The sequence below is a fragment of the Spirosoma aerolatum genome, assembly GCF_002056795.1.
GTDB classification, from domain to species: domain Bacteria; phylum Bacteroidota; class Bacteroidia; order Cytophagales; family Spirosomataceae; genus Spirosoma; species Spirosoma aerolatum.
In genome coordinates, this window is record NZ_CP020104.1 from 444,713 (window position 1) to 464,831 (window position 20,119).

The 20,119-nt window shown below is 47.7% G+C and carries 33 protein-coding genes; 2 read left to right on the forward strand and 31 right to left on the reverse strand.

Annotated features, from left to right (window positions below):
• Window positions 1-77 precede the first annotated feature (77 nt).
• Entirely contained in the window at window positions 78-923 is an 846-nt protein-coding gene (locus tag B5M13_RS01855; protein ID WP_080054044.1) for an AraC family transcriptional regulator, read from the forward strand.
• A gap of 56 nt (window positions 924-979) precedes the next feature.
• Here the strand turns inward: B5M13_RS01855 and carA are convergent, their stop codons facing one another.
• The 31 genes from carA to B5M13_RS02010 form a co-directional block, all read right to left on the reverse strand.
• Window positions 980-2,083, reverse strand: a complete 1,104-nt coding sequence (gene carA, locus B5M13_RS01860) for a glutamine-hydrolyzing carbamoyl-phosphate synthase small subunit (protein WP_080054045.1) — start codon at window positions 2,081-2,083, stop codon at window positions 980-982.
• An 82-nt stretch (window positions 2,084-2,165) separates the two neighbouring features.
• Window positions 2,166-2,948, reverse strand: a complete 783-nt coding sequence (rplQ, locus tag B5M13_RS01865; RefSeq protein WP_080054046.1) for a 50S ribosomal protein L17 — start codon at window positions 2,946-2,948, stop codon at window positions 2,166-2,168.
• A 78-nt stretch (window positions 2,949-3,026) separates the two neighbouring features.
• Window positions 3,027-4,016 carry a DNA-directed RNA polymerase subunit alpha gene (locus B5M13_RS01870; RefSeq protein WP_026262621.1) on the reverse strand — a complete coding sequence of 330 codons (990 nt, stop codon included), beginning with the start codon at window positions 4,014-4,016 and terminating at the stop codon, window positions 3,027-3,029.
• Between the two features lie 136 nt (window positions 4,017-4,152).
• Window positions 4,153-4,758 (reverse strand): 30S ribosomal protein S4, encoded by a 606-nt coding sequence (gene rpsD / locus B5M13_RS01875; RefSeq protein WP_080054047.1) that lies wholly within the window; start codon window positions 4,756-4,758, stop codon window positions 4,153-4,155.
• A gap of 77 nt (window positions 4,759-4,835) precedes the next feature.
• Entirely contained in the window at window positions 4,836-5,231 is a 396-nt protein-coding gene (gene rpsK, locus B5M13_RS01880) for a 30S ribosomal protein S11 (protein ID WP_020600933.1), read from the reverse strand.
• 102 nt (window positions 5,232-5,333) lie between these two features.
• Window positions 5,334-5,711: a 30S ribosomal protein S13 gene (rpsM, locus tag B5M13_RS01885; protein WP_020600934.1), complete on the reverse strand. Its 378-nt coding sequence runs from the start codon at window positions 5,709-5,711 to the stop codon at window positions 5,334-5,336.
• A gap of 2 nt (window positions 5,712-5,713) precedes the next feature.
• Entirely contained in the window at window positions 5,714-5,830 is a 117-nt protein-coding gene (gene ykgO / locus B5M13_RS01890) for a type B 50S ribosomal protein L36 (protein ID WP_018618719.1), read from the reverse strand.
• Window positions 5,831-5,926: 96 nt separating this feature from the next.
• Window positions 5,927-6,145 carry a translation initiation factor IF-1 gene (infA, locus tag B5M13_RS01895; protein ID WP_009284801.1) on the reverse strand — a complete coding sequence of 73 codons (219 nt, stop codon included), beginning with the start codon at window positions 6,143-6,145 and terminating at the stop codon, window positions 5,927-5,929.
• 6 nt (window positions 6,146-6,151) lie between these two features.
• Window positions 6,152-6,964: a type I methionyl aminopeptidase gene (gene map, locus B5M13_RS01900; protein WP_080059757.1), complete on the reverse strand. Its 813-nt coding sequence runs from the start codon at window positions 6,962-6,964 to the stop codon at window positions 6,152-6,154.
• A gap of 32 nt (window positions 6,965-6,996) precedes the next feature.
• Window positions 6,997-8,313, reverse strand: coding sequence for a preprotein translocase subunit SecY (gene secY / locus B5M13_RS01905; RefSeq protein WP_080054048.1), 1,317 nt, complete (start codon window positions 8,311-8,313; stop codon window positions 6,997-6,999).
• Window positions 8,314-8,344: 31 nt separating this feature from the next.
• Complete coding sequence (gene rplO / locus B5M13_RS01910) at window positions 8,345-8,821, reverse strand: 50S ribosomal protein L15 (protein ID WP_080054049.1); 477 nt, start codon at window positions 8,819-8,821, stop codon at window positions 8,345-8,347.
• Between the two features lie 93 nt (window positions 8,822-8,914).
• Complete coding sequence (gene rpmD / locus B5M13_RS01915) at window positions 8,915-9,094, reverse strand: 50S ribosomal protein L30 (protein ID WP_020600938.1); 180 nt, start codon at window positions 9,092-9,094, stop codon at window positions 8,915-8,917.
• Window positions 9,095-9,113: 19 nt separating this feature from the next.
• The gene (gene rpsE, locus B5M13_RS01920; protein ID WP_020600939.1) at window positions 9,114-9,632 is read right to left on the reverse strand and encodes a 30S ribosomal protein S5; all 519 of its coding nucleotides are present in this window, start codon (window positions 9,630-9,632) and stop codon (window positions 9,114-9,116) included.
• 3 nt (window positions 9,633-9,635) lie between these two features.
• Complete coding sequence (gene rplR, locus B5M13_RS01925) at window positions 9,636-9,989, reverse strand: 50S ribosomal protein L18 (RefSeq protein ID WP_080054050.1); 354 nt, start codon at window positions 9,987-9,989, stop codon at window positions 9,636-9,638.
• Between the two features lie 132 nt (window positions 9,990-10,121).
• On the reverse strand, window positions 10,122-10,679 hold the full coding sequence (gene rplF, locus B5M13_RS01930) for a 50S ribosomal protein L6 (protein WP_080054051.1): 558 nt from the start codon (window positions 10,677-10,679) through the stop codon (window positions 10,122-10,124).
• Between the two features lie 13 nt (window positions 10,680-10,692).
• Entirely contained in the window at window positions 10,693-11,091 is a 399-nt protein-coding gene (gene rpsH, locus B5M13_RS01935; RefSeq protein WP_020600942.1) for a 30S ribosomal protein S8, read from the reverse strand.
• A gap of 91 nt (window positions 11,092-11,182) precedes the next feature.
• Window positions 11,183-11,452 carry a 30S ribosomal protein S14 gene (gene rpsN, locus B5M13_RS01940; RefSeq protein ID WP_020600943.1) on the reverse strand — a complete coding sequence of 90 codons (270 nt, stop codon included), beginning with the start codon at window positions 11,450-11,452 and terminating at the stop codon, window positions 11,183-11,185.
• 23 nt (window positions 11,453-11,475) lie between these two features.
• On the reverse strand, window positions 11,476-12,030 hold the full coding sequence (gene rplE / locus B5M13_RS01945) for a 50S ribosomal protein L5 (RefSeq protein ID WP_080054052.1): 555 nt from the start codon (window positions 12,028-12,030) through the stop codon (window positions 11,476-11,478).
• 15 nt (window positions 12,031-12,045) lie between these two features.
• Complete coding sequence (rplX, locus tag B5M13_RS01950) at window positions 12,046-12,402, reverse strand: 50S ribosomal protein L24 (RefSeq protein WP_020600945.1); 357 nt, start codon at window positions 12,400-12,402, stop codon at window positions 12,046-12,048.
• A gap of 3 nt (window positions 12,403-12,405) precedes the next feature.
• Entirely contained in the window at window positions 12,406-12,774 is a 369-nt protein-coding gene (rplN, locus tag B5M13_RS01955) for a 50S ribosomal protein L14 (RefSeq protein WP_018618706.1), read from the reverse strand.
• Window positions 12,775-12,777: 3 nt separating this feature from the next.
• Window positions 12,778-13,143 carry a 30S ribosomal protein S17 gene (gene rpsQ / locus B5M13_RS34505; protein WP_080054053.1) on the reverse strand — a complete coding sequence of 122 codons (366 nt, stop codon included), beginning with the start codon at window positions 13,141-13,143 and terminating at the stop codon, window positions 12,778-12,780.
• 12 nt (window positions 13,144-13,155) lie between these two features.
• Complete coding sequence (gene rpmC, locus B5M13_RS01965; RefSeq protein ID WP_080054054.1) at window positions 13,156-13,350, reverse strand: 50S ribosomal protein L29; 195 nt, start codon at window positions 13,348-13,350, stop codon at window positions 13,156-13,158.
• A 20-nt stretch (window positions 13,351-13,370) separates the two neighbouring features.
• Complete coding sequence (gene rplP, locus B5M13_RS01970) at window positions 13,371-13,802, reverse strand: 50S ribosomal protein L16 (RefSeq protein ID WP_020600948.1); 432 nt, start codon at window positions 13,800-13,802, stop codon at window positions 13,371-13,373.
• Window positions 13,803-13,906: 104 nt separating this feature from the next.
• A complete protein-coding gene (rpsC, locus tag B5M13_RS01975; RefSeq protein ID WP_080054055.1) occupies window positions 13,907-14,758 on the reverse strand; it encodes a 30S ribosomal protein S3 in 852 nt (283 codons plus the stop codon).
• Window positions 14,759-14,764: 6 nt separating this feature from the next.
• Window positions 14,765-15,157: a 50S ribosomal protein L22 gene (gene rplV / locus B5M13_RS01980; RefSeq protein WP_080054056.1), complete on the reverse strand. Its 393-nt coding sequence runs from the start codon at window positions 15,155-15,157 to the stop codon at window positions 14,765-14,767.
• 80 nt (window positions 15,158-15,237) lie between these two features.
• Complete coding sequence (rpsS, locus tag B5M13_RS01985; protein ID WP_020600951.1) at window positions 15,238-15,516, reverse strand: 30S ribosomal protein S19; 279 nt, start codon at window positions 15,514-15,516, stop codon at window positions 15,238-15,240.
• Window positions 15,517-15,525: 9 nt separating this feature from the next.
• Window positions 15,526-16,350, reverse strand: a complete 825-nt coding sequence (gene rplB / locus B5M13_RS01990) for a 50S ribosomal protein L2 (RefSeq protein WP_020600952.1) — start codon at window positions 16,348-16,350, stop codon at window positions 15,526-15,528.
• Between the two features lie 30 nt (window positions 16,351-16,380).
• Window positions 16,381-16,668, reverse strand: a complete 288-nt coding sequence (rplW, locus tag B5M13_RS01995; RefSeq protein WP_080054057.1) for a 50S ribosomal protein L23 — start codon at window positions 16,666-16,668, stop codon at window positions 16,381-16,383.
• A gap of 2 nt (window positions 16,669-16,670) precedes the next feature.
• Entirely contained in the window at window positions 16,671-17,300 is a 630-nt protein-coding gene (rplD, locus tag B5M13_RS02000) for a 50S ribosomal protein L4 (protein WP_080054058.1), read from the reverse strand.
• A gap of 3 nt (window positions 17,301-17,303) precedes the next feature.
• On the reverse strand, window positions 17,304-17,924 hold the full coding sequence (gene rplC / locus B5M13_RS02005) for a 50S ribosomal protein L3 (protein WP_080054059.1): 621 nt from the start codon (window positions 17,922-17,924) through the stop codon (window positions 17,304-17,306).
• A 317-nt stretch (window positions 17,925-18,241) separates the two neighbouring features.
• Window positions 18,242-19,300, reverse strand: coding sequence for a dienelactone hydrolase family protein (locus B5M13_RS02010; protein ID WP_080054060.1), 1,059 nt, complete (start codon window positions 19,298-19,300; stop codon window positions 18,242-18,244).
• Window positions 19,301-19,602: 302 nt separating this feature from the next.
• Here B5M13_RS02010 and purE point away from each other — a divergent pair, with 302 nt between their 5' ends.
• Entirely contained in the window at window positions 19,603-20,091 is a 489-nt protein-coding gene (gene purE, locus B5M13_RS02015) for a 5-(carboxyamino)imidazole ribonucleotide mutase (protein ID WP_080054061.1), read from the forward strand.
• Window positions 20,092-20,119: the final 28 nt, after the last annotated feature.

Consider the following 20,119-nt stretch of genomic DNA (forward strand, 5'->3'; position numbering starts at 1 on the left):
TCTTTTTTTTAGACTGGCACTATGTTCGTATTACAATAGGTACTTCTCCAGCTAACCCTATTTACAGGCTATTCGTTATGAAACATTTCACAGTACAGGAGCCATTGCGTATCCAACAGTTTATCCTCGATGAGGGGATTATTCCGCTGCATGACCATAACTATTATGAACTGATAGGGGTCCAGGCTGGTAATGGATATCATCTGATAAATGGGAATCAGGTTGCTTATGAGCCAGGTGATCTGTTCTGGCTGTGCCCTGCCGATTACTACGGTTTTATAGTGCAGCAGAAAACCCGTTTTTGCAGCCTTTTATTCACGCCGTCTTATCTGGCAGGCTTAATAGCGGGTAGCCCGTATCCCTGGCGTCATATTCAGGAGAATACACCTTCCGATTCTGGAAAGTTATTGGCTGATCCGGTAGCCTCCCGCAAACTGATGGCTTTAATCGAGATCATTTTGGCAGAGCATCAGGAAGCGCAGGAAATAACCTCCAACCTCGTGGTGGATTCTTTAATGCAGACTATTTTGAGTTTAACAGACCGCCAGCTCGCTCAGCAGTCGTTAGCAACAACACCAAGATCATCGACTTCATTGGCTTTAATTCAACGTATTGTCAGCTATGTTTGCCAGCATATAACCGAGCCTGATTCGTTACGAATGGACAAAATGGCCGATGTGTTTAATTACTCACCCGGTCATCTGGGAGCGCTGTTTAAAGAACATATAGGTGAATCGATCCAGCAATACATTATCCGGTACAAACTCAAACGCGTCGAAACCCGATTGAGCTTAAGCGCAATGACCATTTCTCAGATCGCCGACGAGTTTGGTTTTGCCGACGTATGCCATTTGAACAAGCTATTTAAACGCTATTATAACGATACGCCCAGTAATTACCGCCGGTATGTACTGTCTAGTTAATACTGTTAGTATTATACAACGAAAAAGCCTGAGGTCAATCTCAGGCTTTTTCGTTGTTATTCGGTCATCATCTGCACGAACTGATCGAACAGATAGCGTGAGTCGTGTGGACCAGGCGATGATTCGGGGTGGTATTGTACCGAAAAGGCCGGTTTGTCTTTGCGACGGATACCCTCAATGGTTTTGTCGTTCAGATTGATGTGCGTTAACTCAACGTTTGCTGTATCCATCACTTCTTCAGCTTTAACAGCAAAGCCATGGTTTTGAGATGTAACCTCACAATGACCCGTAATCAGGTTTTTAACGGGGTGATTTAGCCCTCGGTGACCATTGTGCATTTTATAGGTTGAAATGCCACTGGCCAGTGACAGAATCTGATGGCCCAGACAAATACCGAACAAAGGTTTCTCGGTTTCCAGTGCCTGCTTGACCGTCTCAACAGCATATGGCATAGCAGCAGGATCACCAGGACCATTGGCAATAAAATAACCGTTTGGCTTCCAGGCTGCTAATTCTTCGTGTGGAGTGCGGGCTGGGAACACCTTACAGAATACACCTCGCTCATTGAAATTGCTGATAATGCTACGCTTAACGCCCAGATCCAGTACGGCTACCCGAAGTTTGGCTTCTGGGTCGCCCTGCTCATACGCTTCTTGCGTACATACCTCCGAGGATAGTTCCAAACCGGCCATGTCAGGTACTTTTTGGAGTTCGGCCAGCAGAAGCGCCGGATCTAGAATCTCCGAAGAAATGATGCAGTTCATTACCCCTTTGGATCGGATGTAGCGTACCAACTGACGAGTATCTACCCCGTGAATACCAACGATATTGGCTCGTTCGAAATACTCCTGTAGCGACCCGTCGGCGGTATAGCGTGAATGAATATTTGAGAAGAAGTTGCACACCATTCCCCTGATTTTCACTCCGTTCGACTCTTGCTCGGCATTGTTTAACACACCATAATTACCAATATGTGAGGTTGTGTTAATAATTACCTGGCCATAATAGGAGGGATCTGTATAAATCTCCTGGTAGCCGGTCATGCCGGTATTGAAGCAGATTTCGCCAGCGGCTGTTCCGATTTTACCCAGCGCCAGACCGCGATATACGCTTCCATCCTGTAAAACCAACAATGCTTCAGGTTGCTTCGTATGTTTCATGTATGCGTTTGAGCTTGAAATATTAAAAAAAAGGGCTAACCGTTGAGGTTAACCCATTTCCATATGACGTGTTTCTGAATCACTATTCTTCGGCTTCTTTACCACCTTTCAAACGATCCTGTAACGCTGCCAGTTCATCCCATTTGCCATCGCGGGCCAGAGCTGCCTGTTCATTCCAGGTTGTAGCGTCATGCACATTGAAACGAGGACCAGCATCAACCAATACTTGTTGAACAGCTTCGTCTTGTGCGTCGGCCAGCTGGGCAAAGGTAGTAATACCTGCGTTATTCAGCAACTCAGCGATTTTTGGGCCAATACCTTCGATCTTGGTCAGATCATCGCCCGATGGGGCGGCAGCAACCGGAGCTTCTTCGGCTGGCGCTTCCGTTGCAGGAGCTGCTTCAACATCGGTCGCAGCAACTGCCTGACGGGCACTTCCACTCCGACGGCTCCGACGAGTTTTTGTCGTAGCAGCCGTTTTCTCAGCAGCAGCAGCGATCAGCAACTCATTGAAATCTACCAGCTCGATCAGACAGGTTTCTGCGTTATCGCCCAGACGGCTGCCTAATTTAATGATCCGTGTATAACCACCAGGACGGCTGGCAATTTTGTCAGCAACCGTACCGAATAATTCTTTGATGGTTTCTTTATTGTGGAGTGTCTGAAAGATCACCCGACGATTCTGATAGGTATCGTCTTTTGCTCGCGTCAGAATGGGCTCTACAAATTTGCGGAGTTCTTTCGCCTTTGCAACCGTCGTTTCAATACGCTTATGCATAATCAGCGATGTCGCCAGATTTTGTAACAGCGCTTCGCGGTGCGAATGTGTCCGGCCTAAGTGATTATCTTTTTTACCGTGTCTCATTGTTATGTTGGCTTGGGGCTAAGGGCCTAGGGCTGAGAGTGTTATCCCTGTGCCCTTAGCCCCATGCCCGACGCATTCTTAATCTTCGTCTAATCTGTATTTGCTGACATCCATCCCGAATGTCAAATTTTTCTCTGCTACCAGTTGCTCCAATTCCGTAAGCGACTTCTTCCCGAAGTTGCGGAACTTCATCATATCCGAAATTTCTAACCGAACCAGATCGCCCAGCGTCCGTACATCTGCCGACTTGAGGCAGTTGTAAGCACGTACCGACAGATCGAGGTCGGCTAGCGAGGTTTTCAGCAGTTTCCGCATATGCAGAACTTCTTCGTCTACTACGTTTTCTTCTTCTGGCTTAGCCGTTTCAAACGTCATGGTCTGATCCGAGAACAGCATGAAGTGCTGGATCAGAATCTTGGCGGCTTCCTGCAACGCAATTTCAGGGTGTACCGAACCATCCGTTTCAATATCCAAAAGAAGGCGCTCGTAGTCCGTTTTTTGCTCTACCCGTGTGTTATCAACACCATATTTCACGTTTTTGATTGGCGTGTAAATGGCATCAATTGGGATATGACCAAAAGGCAGCTCATTGGCCCGTGGTTCGTCGGCCGGAACATATCCACGGCCTTTTTCCACGATAATTTCCATCTCAAAATCCCGCGTATCATCAATGTGGCAGATTTCCAGTTCAGGATTCAGCACTTCGAATGATGGCGAAAATTTCGATATATCACCAGCTTTCAGAACTGGCTGCTTCTTAATGTTGACGGTGATTTTGTTGTCAACCATGTCCGAAATCTTTTTAAACCGAACCATTTTCAGGTTCAGAATGATCTCGGTCACGTCTTCAACTACGCCCTCAATTGAAGAAAACTCATGCAACACACCGGGAAATTTTACGCTTGTGATGGCGTATCCTTCCAGCGATGACAGCAGAATGCGACGAAGCGCATTGCCGATGGTTACACCGTATCCTTTTTCAAGGGGTTTGAATTCAAACGCCCCGTGAAAGTCGTCAGCTTTCTCCACTACGACTTTGTCGGGCATCTGGAACGCTAATATGGACATACGTTTCGTATTTTTTAAGCAGTTCTCTGCCTGGCGTGAAGACTAAACTAGTTTGGGCTCAAGTTTATGATTTGCGATGGGATAACGAACAAAAACTGCGTTGACCAACCGTAAACCATAAACCCAAAACCATTTATTACTTCGAATACAATTCGACGATGGCCTGCTCGTTGAAGTTTTCTGGAATCTGATCACGCTCAGGGTAGCTGATAAACTTACCCGTCATTTGCTGTGCATCCCACTCAACCCAGTTATACCGCTTTGTATTCCGGGCAGTTAAGCTACCGGCAATGGCTTCAAGCGACTTCGATTTCTCACGAACGCCGATCAATTGACCGGGTTTCAATGAGTAAGAAGGAATATTTACTACTTCGCCATCCACAATAATGTGCTTGTGTGATACTAACTGACGAGCAGCCCGACGTGATGAAGCTATACCCAACCGATAAACTGTGTTATCTAAACGGGCTTCGCATAATTTAAGGAGGTTTTCACCCGTAATACCCTCCCGAACCTGTGCACGGTGGAACAAAGCCCGGAACTGACGTTCCAGAATGCCGTACGTATACTTAACTTTTTGTTTTTCAGTTAATTGGAGCGCATATTCGGACTGTTTCCGTTTGCGGCCCCGACCGTGCATACCCGGTCCGTAATTTTTTTTCTGGAGCGCTTTGCTCGGACCCATTATGGGTTCGTTGAACTTGCGCGAAATTTTGGCTTTTGGCCCAATGTAACGTGCCATTCTTCAATGAATGAATAATTGTGAAACATTGGACAGACACAACCGAATGTCGCCTGTCCCTATTCATGTCATCCGTATTATACGCGACGACGTTTTGGCGGCCGGCACCCGTTGTGCGGCAGCGGGGTAATATCCCGGATAGTCGTTACTTCGATACCCGAGTTTTGGATGGTGCGAATTGCCGACTCACGACCGGAGCCTGGACCTTTCACAAACACTTCTGCTTTACGCATACCCAGATCGTGGGCAACAGCGGCACAGTTCTGCGCGGCCATTTGAGCAGCATAAGGGGTATTTTTCTTTGAGCCACGGAAGCCCATTTTACCCGCTGAAGACCAGGAAATAACCTGACCGTTCATGTTTGTGAGAGAAATGATGATGTTGTTAAACGTAGCCCGGATGTGTACCTGACCTACGGGTTCAACCACTACCACTCGCTTTTTCGCTTTGTCTTTGCGTTTTGCTTGAGCCATTGTTTTAGGTAATCGTCAATATGTCAGTGGAGCTCATTACTTGCCATTTCCAGTTACTGAAATGGCGCCAAATGGTCCGAATGACGATGAGCGACCAATTAATTATTTCGTTACTTTTTTCTTGTTGGCAACTGTCTTCCGTTTCCCTTTCCGGGTACGGGAGTTATTTTTCGTATGCTGACCACGAACGGGCAAGCCTTTCCGGTGACGCAGACCCCGGTAGCAACCGATGTCCATCAATCGCTTGATGCTCAACTGAACTTCCGAACGTAGCTGACCTTCTACTTTGTATTCGTTCGAAATCGCATTACGAACAGCACTAGCTTCAGCGTCTGTCCATTCGCTGGCTTTTTTATCAACGCTGATGCCTGCGTCGGTCAGGATCTTTTTTGCCCGGCTCCGACCAATGCCGAAGATGTATGTCAGCGCGATCTCGCCACGCTTCTTGTCTGGAATATCAACACCTGCAATACGTGCCATTCTTAGCCTTGTCTTTGTTTGTAACGGGGATTCTTTTTGTTGATCACGTACAGTTTCCCTTTCCGACGGATCACTTTGCAGTCTTCGCTGCGCTTCTTGATTGACGCTTTAACTTTCATGATAAAAGTTTTCAGTTTACTGGTTTTCAGTTTTCAGTTCGTATTTCAGTCAGGCACATTAGCATAGCTGAAAACAGTAAACTGAAAACGGAAAACTTATTTATACCTATACACAATCCTCGCCTTACTCAAATCGTAAGGCGACATTTCCAATTTTACGCGATCGCCGGGCAAAATTTTGATGTAGTTCATCCGCATTTTACCGGAGATGTGAGCAATTACCTCGTGCTTATTTGCCAGTTCGACCCGGAACATCGCATTCGATAAGGCTTCCAAAATAACGCCGTCCTGTTCTATAGAATTCTGTTTTGCCATATTCGCTTAAGCTACCATCAGTTCGGAAGTTTCGATCATCAGGCTTGTATTCGCGGTGACTGCTTCAATGTATTCGAAGGTTGTCAGAATCTCGGGTTTCCCTTTTCGTACAGCTACCGTATGTTCAAAGTGTGCAGAAGGTTTACGATCAATAGTCCGAATGGTCCAGCCATCACGTTCTTGCACAACTCCTTTTTTGCCGAAGTTAATCATGGGTTCAATTGCCAGAATCATCCCTTCATACAACTTAGGCCCTTGACCACGTTTGCCGTAGTTGGGTACTTCAGGAGCTTCATGTAAGTTCTGGCCAACGCCATGGCCTACGAGTTCCCGAACAACCGAATAACCGAATTTCTCTGTATACGTCTGGATCGCATATCCAATGTCGCCCACCCTATTCCCTTCAATCGCTTTTTCAACACCGATGTAAAGAGATTCCTTCGTTCTTGCCAACAACCGGCGAGTGGCCGGGGTCACATTACCGACAGGATAGGTATAGGCGCTATCGCTATGATAACCATTTAGTTTTACACCACAATCGATGGAAACGATATCTCCATCACGCAGTTCGTAGCGGCTTGGAAAACCATGAACCACCACATCATTGACGGAAATACAGAGCGAAGCCGGAAACTTATTATATCCTAAAAATGAAGGCGTGCCACCATTATCCTTAATGAACGTTTCTGCGACCTTATCCAGTTCCTTCGTTTGAACCCCAGGTCGGATAAGTTTTGCAACTTCAGCGTGCGCTTTTCCCAGAACCTGTGCACTGATTTTCATCAAAGCGATTTCTTCTTCGCTTCGAATGTAAATCATCTTGTCCTTTTTGTCAGAACCAGCCATTTCAATTAAGCGGCTACCGTTTCATTGGTACGTCCTTGTACACGGCCTGATTTCATCAAACCTTCGTAGCGACGCATGAGCAGATAGCTTTCTATTTGTTGCAGCGTATCCAATACAACACCAACCATAATTAACAACGATGTGCCGCCGAAGAACTGCGCAAATCCACTGGTCATCCCCAACAGATTGGCAATCGCTGGTAAAATGGCTACAATAGCCAGCATAACAGCGCCAGGTAGCGTGATTCGGTCAAGAACGGTACCGATGTAATCTGAGGTTTGAACACCTGGCTTCACACCGGGTATAAAACCTCCACTTCGCTTCATATCATCGGCAATCTGTGTCGGGTTAACCGAAATAGCCGTGTAGAAGAACGTGAAGATGATGATCAGCAACCCAAACAAAACATTGTATTGCCAGGTTGTATAGCTTTGGAAAGCGTTTTGGACACTCGCTGCAAAATCACTTTTCTCCGCAAACAGACCCGCTACATAGGTTGGGATAAACATCAGTGCCTGAGCAAAAATAATTGGCATAACGCCCGCAGCATTCAACTTTAAAGGCAGATACTGACGTTGCCCACCAACCACTTTATTTCCGATAACCTGCTTGGCATATTGAATTGGAATCCGACGTACAGCCTGAGTCAGGACTACCGCACCCATCACAACAAAATAGAGGGCAACCAGTTCCAGAACAAAAATCAGAATACCAGCCGAACCTCTCGATTGCTGCTCACCAATAATAGCACCTGGAAGCCGCGATACAATCCCGATCATAATGATCATAGAGATCCCGTTTCCAATTCCTTTATCAGTAATCCGTTCGCCCAGCCACATGCAGAAAATAGTACCTGCAGTTAGCACAAACAGAGACGAGATGGTAAATAAACCTCGATCAATCAGTAAAGCTTCTGCCGGAATAGTTGTACGTACGTACGTAATGGCCTGAACAGCCGTTACACCAATCGTAAGTACCCGCGTGATTTGGTTCAGCCGTTTCCGACCCGATTCGCCTTCCTTCTGCATTTTCTGGAAGTAAGGAAGAGCCAGCGTTAGAAGCTGAATAGCAATCGAAGCCGATATATACGGCATGATCCCAAGTGCGAAAATGGACGCTTTACTAAAAGCACCACCTAGGAAAGTATCCAACAAACCGAGTAAACCCTGCGGATTTAGGTTCAATTTTTGGGGATCTACACCTGGCAGTACGATCGCCGTGCCAAGACGGAACGCTGTAATAAACAACAGCGTGTTGAGGATTCGACTCCGCAACTCGTCAATTGCAAAAATATTTTTAAACGTGGTGATGAGTCGGTTCATAAAAGTAGGTCGACTGTTGCCGTGCTACGACTTAGTTAGCTGCTTCCTCGTTCGCTTCTTTAACTGGCACAATGGCCTTTCCCCCTGCTTTTTCGATGGCTTCTTTTGCACTGGCCGAGAAAGCATGCGCATGGATTTCAACAGCACTGGTCAGTTCACCACGGCTCAGTACTTTAACCAGGTCTTTCTTGCTAACCAGTCCATGCTGAAGCAGAAAATCCAGGTCAACAACAGTTGTCTTGGTTTCATCAACGAGTGTCTGGATGCTATCCAGATTGAGGGGTTTGTATTCGACGCGGTTAATATTCTTAAAGCCGAATTTCGGAACACGACGTTGCAGGGGCATCTGACCACCTTCGAAGTGTGTTTTACGACTATAACCTGAGCGTGATTGCGCCCCTTTGTGACCACGGGTAGAGGTTCCACCCATACCTGATCCTTGACCGCGTCCGACTCGCTTGCGCTCCCTAACGGAACCTTTTGCCGGTGTAAGGTTGCTTAAATTCATTGGTTTATTTGTAAAAAGTGATTCTTTTGGCTGTTCGTAGCCGCTTTGATGTTACAAAAAGCGGACCGAAAACCAAAAGAATCGCAAAGGTACTTAAATTTCTTCAATTTTCACCAGGTGCTGCACCTTATTGATTGCACCTTTCAGCGCGTCGGTATATTCCAGTTCAACGCTGCGGTTGATCTTGCCCAAGCCTAACGACTTGATGGCATTTTTCTGAGATAACGGCCGCTTAATGGTGCTGCTGACCTGCGTGATGCGTACTCGTGCCATGTCTGTTGCTCCTTTTAAATTAACCGTTAAATACTTTCGCCAAGCTAACCTGACGCTGGAAAGCTACCTGATGCGGCAAGCGCATTTTCAGCAGGGCATCCAGCGTAGCTTTTACTACGTTGTGCGGGTTCGACGACCCTTTCGATTTTGCCAGGATGTCGTGTACACCAGCCGATTCAAGAACGGCACGCATAGCACCACCGGCAATCACGCCTGTACCAGGAGCAGCTGGTTTCAGCAGGACAAAGCCACCGCTGAATTTACCTTCCATTTCATGGGGAACCGTGCGCTTCAGAAGAGGAACCTGTACCAGGTTTTTCTTTGCGTCTTCTACGCCTTTGGCAATAGCGTCGGTTACTTCATTTGCCTTACCTAGTCCGTATCCTACTACGCCGTTACCATCGCCAACGACAACAATTGCCGAGAAGCTGAACCGGCGACCACCTTTTACCACCTTCGCTACGCGGTTGATGGCTACCACCCGTTCTTTCAGGTCGGCTTCGTTGAATTTTGTCGGTCTTGCTGAATTAATATTCATCGCTTAGAACTTAAGGCCACCCTCGCGGGCTGCATCGGCCAGTGCTTTTACTTTACCGTGATATAAGTAGCCGTTACGGTCGAACACAGCCGTGCTAATGTTCTGAGCAACTGCTTTCTCGGCCAGGCGCTGGCCTACTTTTTTCGCCGTTTCGATTGTATTTCCTTCGGCTTCGCTTTTTAATTCAACCGATGAAGCAAATGCAAGTGTACGACCTGCCAGATCATCGATCAATTGAGCGTAAATCGCTTTGTTAGAGCGGAAAACCGACAGGCGAGGGCGTTCTGCCGTACCCGATACTTTTGCCCGGATACCGTATTTAATCCGCTGTCTTCTTTCTTGTTTATTCGTTGCCATGTTATTTGATTCCGACCAAATAGGCTGTTTTAATTGTCAGTAAGTTGTCATCTACTTGTCATAATTGTCACTTGGTAAAGCCATAAAAAAAAGGAATGACTATTAAATGACAATTGAATGACAGAAGATAACTTATTTCTTCGACGAAGTTTTACCAGCTTTCCGGCGAACTTGTTCACCAATGAAGCGGATACCTTTGCCTTTGTAAGGCTCAACTTTACGCAACGACCGGATTTTAGCCGCTACATCACCAAGCAGTTGTTTGTCCGAACCTTCCAGATACACTTTGGGGTTCTGACCTTTTTCGGTTACGGCCGTTACCTTGATCTCGCTTGGAACAGCTACGTACACATTATGTGAATAGCCTAGTTGAAGCTCAAGAACGTTATTCGTAACGGCGGCTTTATAACCTACCCCGATAATTTCGAGGTCCAGTTTAAAGCCCGTGCTAACACCGGTTACCATGTTGTTGACCAGCGAGCGGTACAGACCGTGCATCGCCTTGTGGCGTTTCTGGTCGGTTGGGCGCGATACTTGGATTTGGCCTTCTTCGACTGCTACCGAAATGTCCGGGTCAACCGATTGGGTCAGGGTGCCTTTAGGCCCTTTTACCGTTACGACGTTTTGGGCGTCGACGGACAACGTAACGTTGCTGGGCAGGGCGATGGGTTTCTTACCTATACGTGACATCGTTCAGTTCGGATTAATAGACGTAACACAATACCTCTCCACCAACGTTCAGCGTTTTGGCTTCTTTATCCGTCATTACGCCTTTCGAAGTTGAAAGGATAGCGACGCCAAGGCCATTCAGGATACGTGGCAGGTTATCGGCTCCCCGGTATTGACGCAGACCTGGGCGGCTGATACGTTGCAGGTCAACGATAGCGGATTGCTTCGTTGTTGGGTTGTACTTGAGCGCGATTTTGATAGTGCCCTGTGCTGTGCTGTCATCGAACTTATAGTTCTGGATGTAGCCTTTGTCGTACAACACTTTGGTAATTTCTTTCTTTATATTGGAAGCAGGAATTTCCACAACCCGGTGCTTTGCCCGGATAGCGTTTCTGACGCGTGTCAGGTAATCTGCTATAGGATCTGTATTCATTCTAAGCGTTGCGTTACTTGCAAACTCCTGCTTTCCAGGAAAGTTCGCAAAATTACGGAAACTGAATTACAAATTGAAATGGAGTCTGGAACTACCAGCTTGCCTTGGTTACACCTGGAATCTTACCTGCCGATGCCATCTCGCGGAATGTAACCCGAGAGATACCAAACTTGCGCATGTATCCCCGAGGACGGCCGGTCAGTTTGCAACGGTTGTGCAGACGAACTGGCGATGCGTTTTTGGGCAGCTTATCCAGACCGATGTAATCACCAGCCTCTTTCAGTGCCTTACGCTTGGCAGCATACTTGGCAACTAACGCTTCGCGTTTCCGTTCCCGTGCTTTGATTGATTCTTTTGCCATTGTTTTAGCCTTTGTGTCGGTTATTATTTACCACTTTTAGCAAACGGCATTCCCATTGCTTTCAGCAGCTCGTAGCTCTCGTTATCGGTGTTGGCTGTCGTCACAAACGTGATGTCCATTCCCGAGATGCGGGCTACTTTATCGATGCTGATTTCAGGGAAGATAATCTGTTCCTGCACGCCGAACGTATAGTTACCGCGACCATCGAACCCTTTATCGCTGATGCCTTTGAAGTCACGAACCCGAGGCAACGATACCGTTGTCAGCCGGTCAAGGAATTCATACATCCGCTCACCACGCAGCGTTACTTTTGCACCGATCGGCATTTTCTCCCGAAGTTTGAAGTTCGAGACTGCCTTTTTCGACAACGTCGCAACGGCTTTCTGACCAGTGATCTGCGTTAGTTCGTCAACACCTACGTCTACCAATTTTTTATCAGCGACGGCGGCTCCGATACCTTTATTGATGACAATCTTGCTCAGACGCGGTACTTGCATAACCGACTTATACTGGAACTTGTCTTTCAACTGAGCTACTACCTCAGTTAAATATTTATCTTTCAGTCTTGGCGTTGCCATTTTCTTAGACCTTTATTATTTGCGGACGTCTGGGATGAAATTGCCGGTTTTCTTCGAATACCGTTGCAGTTTACCCTTCTCATTCAACTTACGACCTGTGCGGGTAGGTTCGCCAGTGGCCGGATCAACCAGTTTCAGATTACTGATATGGATTGATCCTTCCGTTTTTTCGAGGCTTCCCTGTGGGTTCGAAGCCGTGGGCTTCAAGTGCTTGGTAATCATAGCCACGCCCTCAACCCGAGCACGATCTTTTTCTACGATTACTTCTTTCACAACACCACGCTGGCCTTTCGAGTTACCGCCAATCACCAGAACGGTATCGCCCGTTTTGATGTGGAATTTGTGTTTCGGTAGCGTTACTTTCTTTTCCATTGCTTACAGTACCTCTGGGGCTAACGATACGATTTTCATAAATTGCTTCTCGCGCAATTCGCGGGCTACAGGCCCGAAAATCCGGGTGCCACGTGGCTCATCGTTATTGTTGAGCAACACAGCTGCGTTGTCTTCAAAGCGAATGTACGAACCGTCTTTCCGGCGTACTTCTTTCTTGGTCCGAACAACTACGGCTTTCGAAACCGTACCTTTTTTCATACTGCTGGACGACAGAGCTTGCTTTACTGTCACGACAATCTTGTCACCGACTGATGCATACCGCTTGCCTGTACCGCCCAGAACGCGGATAACCAGCACTTCTTTGGCGCCACTGTTATCGGCTACTCCTAATCTTGATTCTTGCTGTACCATGGCTTACTTCGCCTTCTCGATGATTTCGACTAATCTCCAACGCTTATTTTTGCTCAATGGGCGGGTTTCCATCACGCGAACGATATCGCCGATTCCACACGCATTGTTCTCATCATGAACCGTCAGTTTCTTCGTTTTATTCTGAAACTTGTGGTACAAAGGGTGTTTCACCTTGCGGTCAATAGCAACAGTAATGGTTTTCTGCATCTTGTTGCTGGTCACCCGTCCGATACGCTCTTTCCGAGCGTTGCGCTCCGAAGCCGAGTTCGCTTCGCTCGTTGCTGGAGCGGCTGCTGTCGGCTGTTCTGTTATAGCTGCCGCTGGCGTGCTTACTTCTTCCTGCGGTGCTGGTGCTTGTTGCTCTTCCATCGTCGTGTCTTATTAGGCTTGCCGCGATTTAGCTGTCAGTTCCGTGTTCAGGCGAGCAATCCGTTTACGGCTCTCGCGGATACGCATTGGATTCTCTACAGGAGATACAGCATGCGCAAACTTCAATTTCAGCAGTCGGTCCTGTTCAGCACCAATCTCGGTACGAATCTGTTCAGCCGACAATCCTTTTAAATCTTCTTTTTTCATTTTGTTCGTCGCTTGAGGTATTATTCAGCGGTTTGCTCCTGATAATCGCGCCGAACCACAAATTTGGTCCGAACGGGCAGCTTTTGAGCGGCCAGACGCAGGGCTTCCATACCCGTTGCCAGATCAACCCCCGTCGCTTCGAACATAATCGTGCCGGGTTTTACAACGGCCACCCAGTATTCGGGAGCACCTTTACCTTTACCCATCCGTACTTCGGCTGGCTTCTTGGTAATTGGCTTATCGGGGAAAATACGAATCCAAACCTGGCCTTCGCGTTTCATCGCCCGCGTTACGGAGATACGAGCTGCTTCAATCTGGCGAGCCGTAATACGACCGGGCTCAAGCGATTTAATAGCGAACGTACCGAAGGAAATCTCATGACCGCGTGATGCGATACCAGGAATCCGTCCTTTATGTTGTTTGCGGAATTTTGTTCTTTTTGGCTGTAACATCTTTATGAAGAAGTTTACAGTTTTCGGTCTTCGGTTTCGGTCTTTACGCTAGCTAATCTTACATCAGCCTGCCGTAAACTGTAAACCGTAAACTAAAAACTCGTTTATCGTTTCTGTCCTCCGCGGCCACCCCGGTCATTGCCACCGCGGCCACCACGACCACCCCGATCGTTATTATCGCGATCACCCCGGTTGCGGCCACCACGACCACCCCGATCGTTACCATCACGGTCGCCACGTGGACCACGACGATCACCGCGATCGTTAGAAGAGGCAGAACGCTCTCCGGCTTGTGCCTGGCTCATCATGGCTGCTGGCGACAGATCGCGCTTGCCATACACTTCGCCTTTGAAAATCCACACTTTGATACCGATTTTACCGTATACCGTCTGGGCTTCAGAGATAGCGTAATCGATATCGGCGCGGAGCGTATGAAGAGGCACACGACCTTCTTTATATTGCTCAGAGCGGGCAATTTCAGCACCCCCTAAACGACCCGATACTTTCACTTTGATACCCTGAGCACCAACGCGAAGCGCCGACTGAATGGCCTGCTTCATGGCACGACGGAACGAAATACGAGCCTGTAACTGCTGAGCGATGGCTTCACCAACCAGTTTGGCATCAATTTCTGGCCGTTTGATCTCGAAGATGTTGATCTGGACATCTTTGCCCGTAATCTTTTTCAATTCTTCTTTGATCTTATCGACTTCTCCGCCCCCTTTACCAATCACAATACCTGGCCGAGCTGTGTGGATCGTGAGCGTTACGCGCTTCAGCGTACGTTCGATAACTACCCGAGCAATGGCTCCTTTCGGAATACGGGCGGCTACGTATTTCCGGATTTTTTCGTCTTCAACGAGTTTGTCCGAAAATTCTTTTCCACCGTACCAGCTCGATTCCCAGCCCCGAACAATACCAAGTCGCAGGCCAACTGGATTTATTTTTTGTCCCATTTCTTTTTATTGTTCGTTTTCAGGGGTTTCTGCTTCTGCCGATTGCAACAACGATTGAGCCGCACTGTCAACCACGATTGTGATGTGGTTCGAGCGCTTCCGAATCCGGTGACCGCGCCCCTGGGGAGCTGGGCGAAGACGCTTCAGCATAGGACCGCCATCAACAAAAACCGTTTTTACATACAGATCAGCGTCTTCAATCCGCTCATCTTCATTTTTCTGCTGCCAGTTGGCAACGGCCGACAAAAGCACTTTCTGCAATATGGCGGCACCAGCCTGTGGCTGATATTTTAATAGACCCAACGCCCGGCTAACGCGCTGACCACGAATCAGGTCGGCGATTAACCGCATCTTACGGGGCGACGTGGGCACATCTCTAAGTCTTGCTACTGCTTCCATGTTTTTTTATGGCTCGGAGCGAGGTGCTTGGTGCTTGGGGTTTCTATCGCCCTGCACCTGGCTCCCTGCCCCATGCTAGTTTATCGTTTGCCCTTGTCTTTCTTTGCGGTGTGCCCCCGGAAATTGCGGGTTGGTGAGAACTCGCCAAGCTTGTGACCTACCATGTTCTCCGTTACGTAAACCGGGATAAACTTATTACCGTTGTGAACGGCGAAGGTGTGGCCCACGAAATCTGGCGAAATCATCGAACGACGCGACCAGGTTTTGATGACCGATTTCTTGCCCGATTCATTCTGTGCCTGTACTTTGTTGTCCAGGCGGAAATCAATATATGGGCCTTTTTTAAGTGAACGTGCCATTGTTATCTGTTACTTTTTGCGTCGGCTAATAATCATGCTTTCAGATGCCTTGTTGCGGTTACGGGTCTTCTGACCTTTAGCCATCTGACCGTTACGCGAACGTGGGTGGCCACCAGAAGCCCGGCCTTCACCACCACCCATTGGGTGATCGATTGGGTTCATTACAACACCACGAACACGAGGACGGATACCCATCCAGCGCTTACGACCGGCTTTACCGATCACAACGTTCATATGGTCGGGGTTTGACACCGAACCAACGGTTGCCATACCAGCGCTCAGCACACGACGGGTTTCACCCGATGGCAGACGAAGGATTGCATACTTGTCTTCACGACCTACCAATTGAGCGTAGGTACCTGCCGAGCGGGCCATTGACCCACCTTTACCAGGCGTCAGCTCAATATTGTGTACAATTGTACCAAGCGGCATTTCAGACAGTGGCAGTGCGTTGCCTACATCAGGTGTAGAACCGGTGCCCGATGTGATCTTCTGACCAACGGTGATTCCCTGAGGGGCGATAATGTAGCGTTTCTCACCATCGGCATATTGTACCAGCGAGATGCGGGCCGAACGGTTTGGATCGTATTCTACAGTCAAAACTTCGGCTGGTTGGCCGACTTTGTCGCGCTTGAAGTCAATAATACGGTAGTGCCGCTTATGACCGCCACCTATGTAGCGCATAGTGCGGTGACCTTCGTTATTCCGGCCACCGGTTTTTCTGAGGGGCTCCAGCAGGCTTTTTTCCGGCTTGGAGGTGGTGATTTCCGCAAAATCGGGTGCCACGCGAAAACGTGTACTCGGTGTTACGGGTCTTAGTTTTTTAACTCCCATGACTGATTAAGTGATAGAGCAAGGCTCGGTTTACAGGTCAGCGTAAATGTCAATTACTTCGCCCTCTGCAACCGTTACGATTGCTTTTTTCGTTGTAGGGGTTTTACCCGATACAATGCGTCCGTTGATGTTTTTGCTGCGACGCTTTCCGAAAGTCCGGATGGTGTTGACAGACTCAACGTTAACGCCATACATTTTCTCGATGGCTTTGCCGATCTCGAGTTTGTTGGCTTTCAGATCAACCTCAAAAGCATACTTCCCCTGCTTGTTAAGGCCCGTCATTTTTTCAGTGACGATTGGTCGTTTCAGTACGCTCATGATTATTTCTCAAACAAGGTTTGGATGGTTGACAGCGCTTCTTCACTGATGAGCAGTTGATCGGCATTCATCAGATCGTACGTATTTACCTGTGCAGCGGTCGTTACTTTTGCCTTCTGAACATTCCGGCTCGACAGCACAACATTCGTATTTACGTCTGGCAGAATCAGCAGCGTTTTGCGGCCCGATACGTTCAGATCATTCAGGAACTGAATGTAATCTTTTGTGCGGGGAGCTTCCAGCGAGATGCTGTCGATAACCGAAATGCTATTCGCCCGAGCTTTAACGGCATAAGCCGACTGACGAGCCAGCGATTTTACTTTTTTGTTCAGCTTGAAGCTATAGTCACGGGGACGGGGTCCGAAAACGGTACCACCACCCACGAAAACGGGCGATTTGGCGCTACCTGCACGGGCTCCGCCTGTACCTTTTTGTTTCTTCAGCTTGCGAGTCGAACGGGCAACTTCAGCACGTTCTTTTGCTTTGTGGGTTCCCTGACGTTGGTTGGCCAGGTACTGTTTCACGTCGAGGTAAATCGCGTGTTGATTCGGTTCAATACCGAAGATCTCTTCCGAAAGGGTGACCTTTTTGCCTGTGTCTTCGCCCTTGCTGTTATATACGATTACTTCCATGGCCTACTTCTCGATAATAACGTATGAATTTTTAGCTCCGGGAACTGAACCGCTGATAACAATCAGATTTTGCTCAGGCAGAATACGCAGAACACGCAGGTTTTGCACCGTTACGCGGTTGCCGCCCATACGACCGGCCATACGAAGACCTTTAAACACGCGTGATGGGAACGAACAGGCACCAATCGAACCTGGGTGACGACCCCGGTTGTGCTGACCGTGCGTTTGACCGCCCACACCACCGAATCCGTGACGTTTCACAACGCCCTGGAAACCACGACCTTTTGCTGTTCCAACTACATCTACGAAGTCAGATTCAGTAAATACATCGGCTACCGTAAGTGTATCGCCCAGATTCAGATCCTGCTCGAATTCTTTGAATTCAACCAGTTTGCGCTTAGGCGTGGTACCCGCTTTTTTGAAGTGGCCCAACTCCGGCTTGTTGCTGTGCTTTTCTTTCTTTTCGCCATAACCAAGCTGCACAGCTTTGTAGCCATCTTTTTCGATGCTACGAACTTGTGTTACGACACAGGGACCCGTTTCAATGACTGTACATGCCAGAGCCTGCCCGTCCGCATTGTACACACTGGTCATCCCGATTTTCTTGCCAATTAAACCAGACATTTGTGTTTGTTTAAAGTAAGCAGGTAAAATTTAGATACGCTTTTCCAACTCGGACCTTCCGAATCGGGCCGCAAAATTAGAGAAATAATTAGACGAATCCTATATCTGCCTAAAAATCAGCCCCAGAAACAACAAAAAAGGTCGGGCGCACTGCACCTGACCTTTCACGGGCATACAAAAACTTGGCTAGCAAGGCTTGTTTACCCAAAAGTCAGGTGTGGTTTCCGCAGTACGGACCTTCACCCTCGTATGTTGTTGATTTGTGTATTCGAGTTTGGGAGTGCAAAATTAGTAAATAGTTGTGAGAAATAGAAAATTTATTTTAAAGAAGTTTTGATAGGGTTTTGGTCGAGCCATTCCATCCATTCTTTGGCTACGGCCTCGCCGTTGTATTCTTTATCAATAATTTGTCTGGTTGAATCGCGTTTGAGTTTGAAAAACTGATGGTCGTGGTCGTGATAGGCTTTCAGGGTAAGGTTTGCCTTGCCATGCTCAATAAATTCCAACGGTAGATAATCGAGTCCTGGGGCTATTTCTTTGTCGGCCGTACCATAAGCAATATATAAAGGGGTATTAATGCGTAACAGGTTATCCAAATTGCGGATCGAAAACGATTTCCAGGCTCGGTATGTATCGCCGGGTGAATTGGTCAGGGCCGTAGGGTGTTTCTGGATGTCGGCCCACCAGGCATATAGGGACTCAATCTGTTTCTGGCCTTCTTCGGCGCTTATTTCTCCTTTTTCGATCTGTTGGCGTGTTGAATAAATTGGATTTTCGAACCGTCGGCCCGCATGGCCTGAAAACAGAATCGTATGGGTTATGTACCGATTGTAATTGGCGACCAAATCGGCGCCAACTGTAAACCCTTCCGAGCCGCCACAAAATACTACTTTACGTGTATCGACCCAAGGTTGTTTGACGAGGTAATTTATGACCTGGTTGCACTGGGCTACATATCGTTCGCGGTAGTTATTCTCGATGTATTTCTGACTGATAAACTCGGGGGTAGCATTTCCTGTATGCATTGCTTTCTGGTAGTTATCCAGAAATTGCTGTGTAGCCACCAGACGAACCCCTGGTTTTTGCACCATAACAAAATGATACGAGTTTTTATAGGGCCGAAAATGAAACGGAGAAGCTATAATATAGTACTTGCCACTATCCTGGACAATGAGCGGCATGGGTTGAGAACCCTGCCGGAATAGGAATAGTGGCTTTCTAACCTTCAGGTCTTCTTTGGTACCAAAAACGATAAATGTGGTGGTGTCTTTACCATCGGGCAAATGGAATACCTGACATAGATCGTCAAGCCGGGTAGTCTGTGCGTAGGTTTGGCCGATTGACCAGAAGGAGAAAAAAAATAGCCATCGCTTCATTGTTCCTGATTTTGAGTCCGACAAATCAGTGCATTTTTTGGGCTAGTTAATAAGCTTTTAACATTTGTTGCGAAATTTTAACAAATGCCTTTGTTAGTCGCTACGCAACCAGGGGAATTTTAAACGTAGTTTATTTCGCTACAAACCTTTAGTCGTTATGCGACTATAACTTAGGTTGAAAGGCGATTAACCATTTATGACCAGTGCTTTAGATTTCACAGCCAAATAAAAATTAGTGAAGACGGTGCGTGATTGTCCGGTAATCTGCGTTATTTCGCAGAGAGTCAAGTTAGTTCATCTGAATGGTAGGTATTATAATGGGTAGCCTTTCGGACCGGAAGGTGATGCAGGAGGCTGCCGACATCCTGAATGAGTTGGGGGTAACGTGGGAAATGGATATCGTTTCGGCCCATCGGACGCCCGAAAAAATGGTTGAGTATGCCAAAATGGCCCGCAATCGGGGAATTAAGGTAATTATTGCTGGCGCAGGCGGGGCCGCTCACTTGCCTGGAATGGTCGCGTCGCTGACTACGTTGCCCGTTATCGGCGTTCCTGTAAAATCAAGCAATTCCATTGATGGCTGGGATTCGGTTTTGTCTATCCTGCAAATGCCTGGCGGTGTACCTGTGGCAACTATGGCTCTCGATGGCGCTCGTAATGCCGGGATTCTGGCGGCTCAAATCGTCGGGACGTTTGATAATACCGTTGCTGAAAAACTGAGTCAGTTTAAAGAAGGTCTGAAGGAAAAGGTCGCCCAGATGAGTTCTGACTTAGCCAACAGTGCGAAATGAATGGAATCTGCTACTTTACGTTATTCAC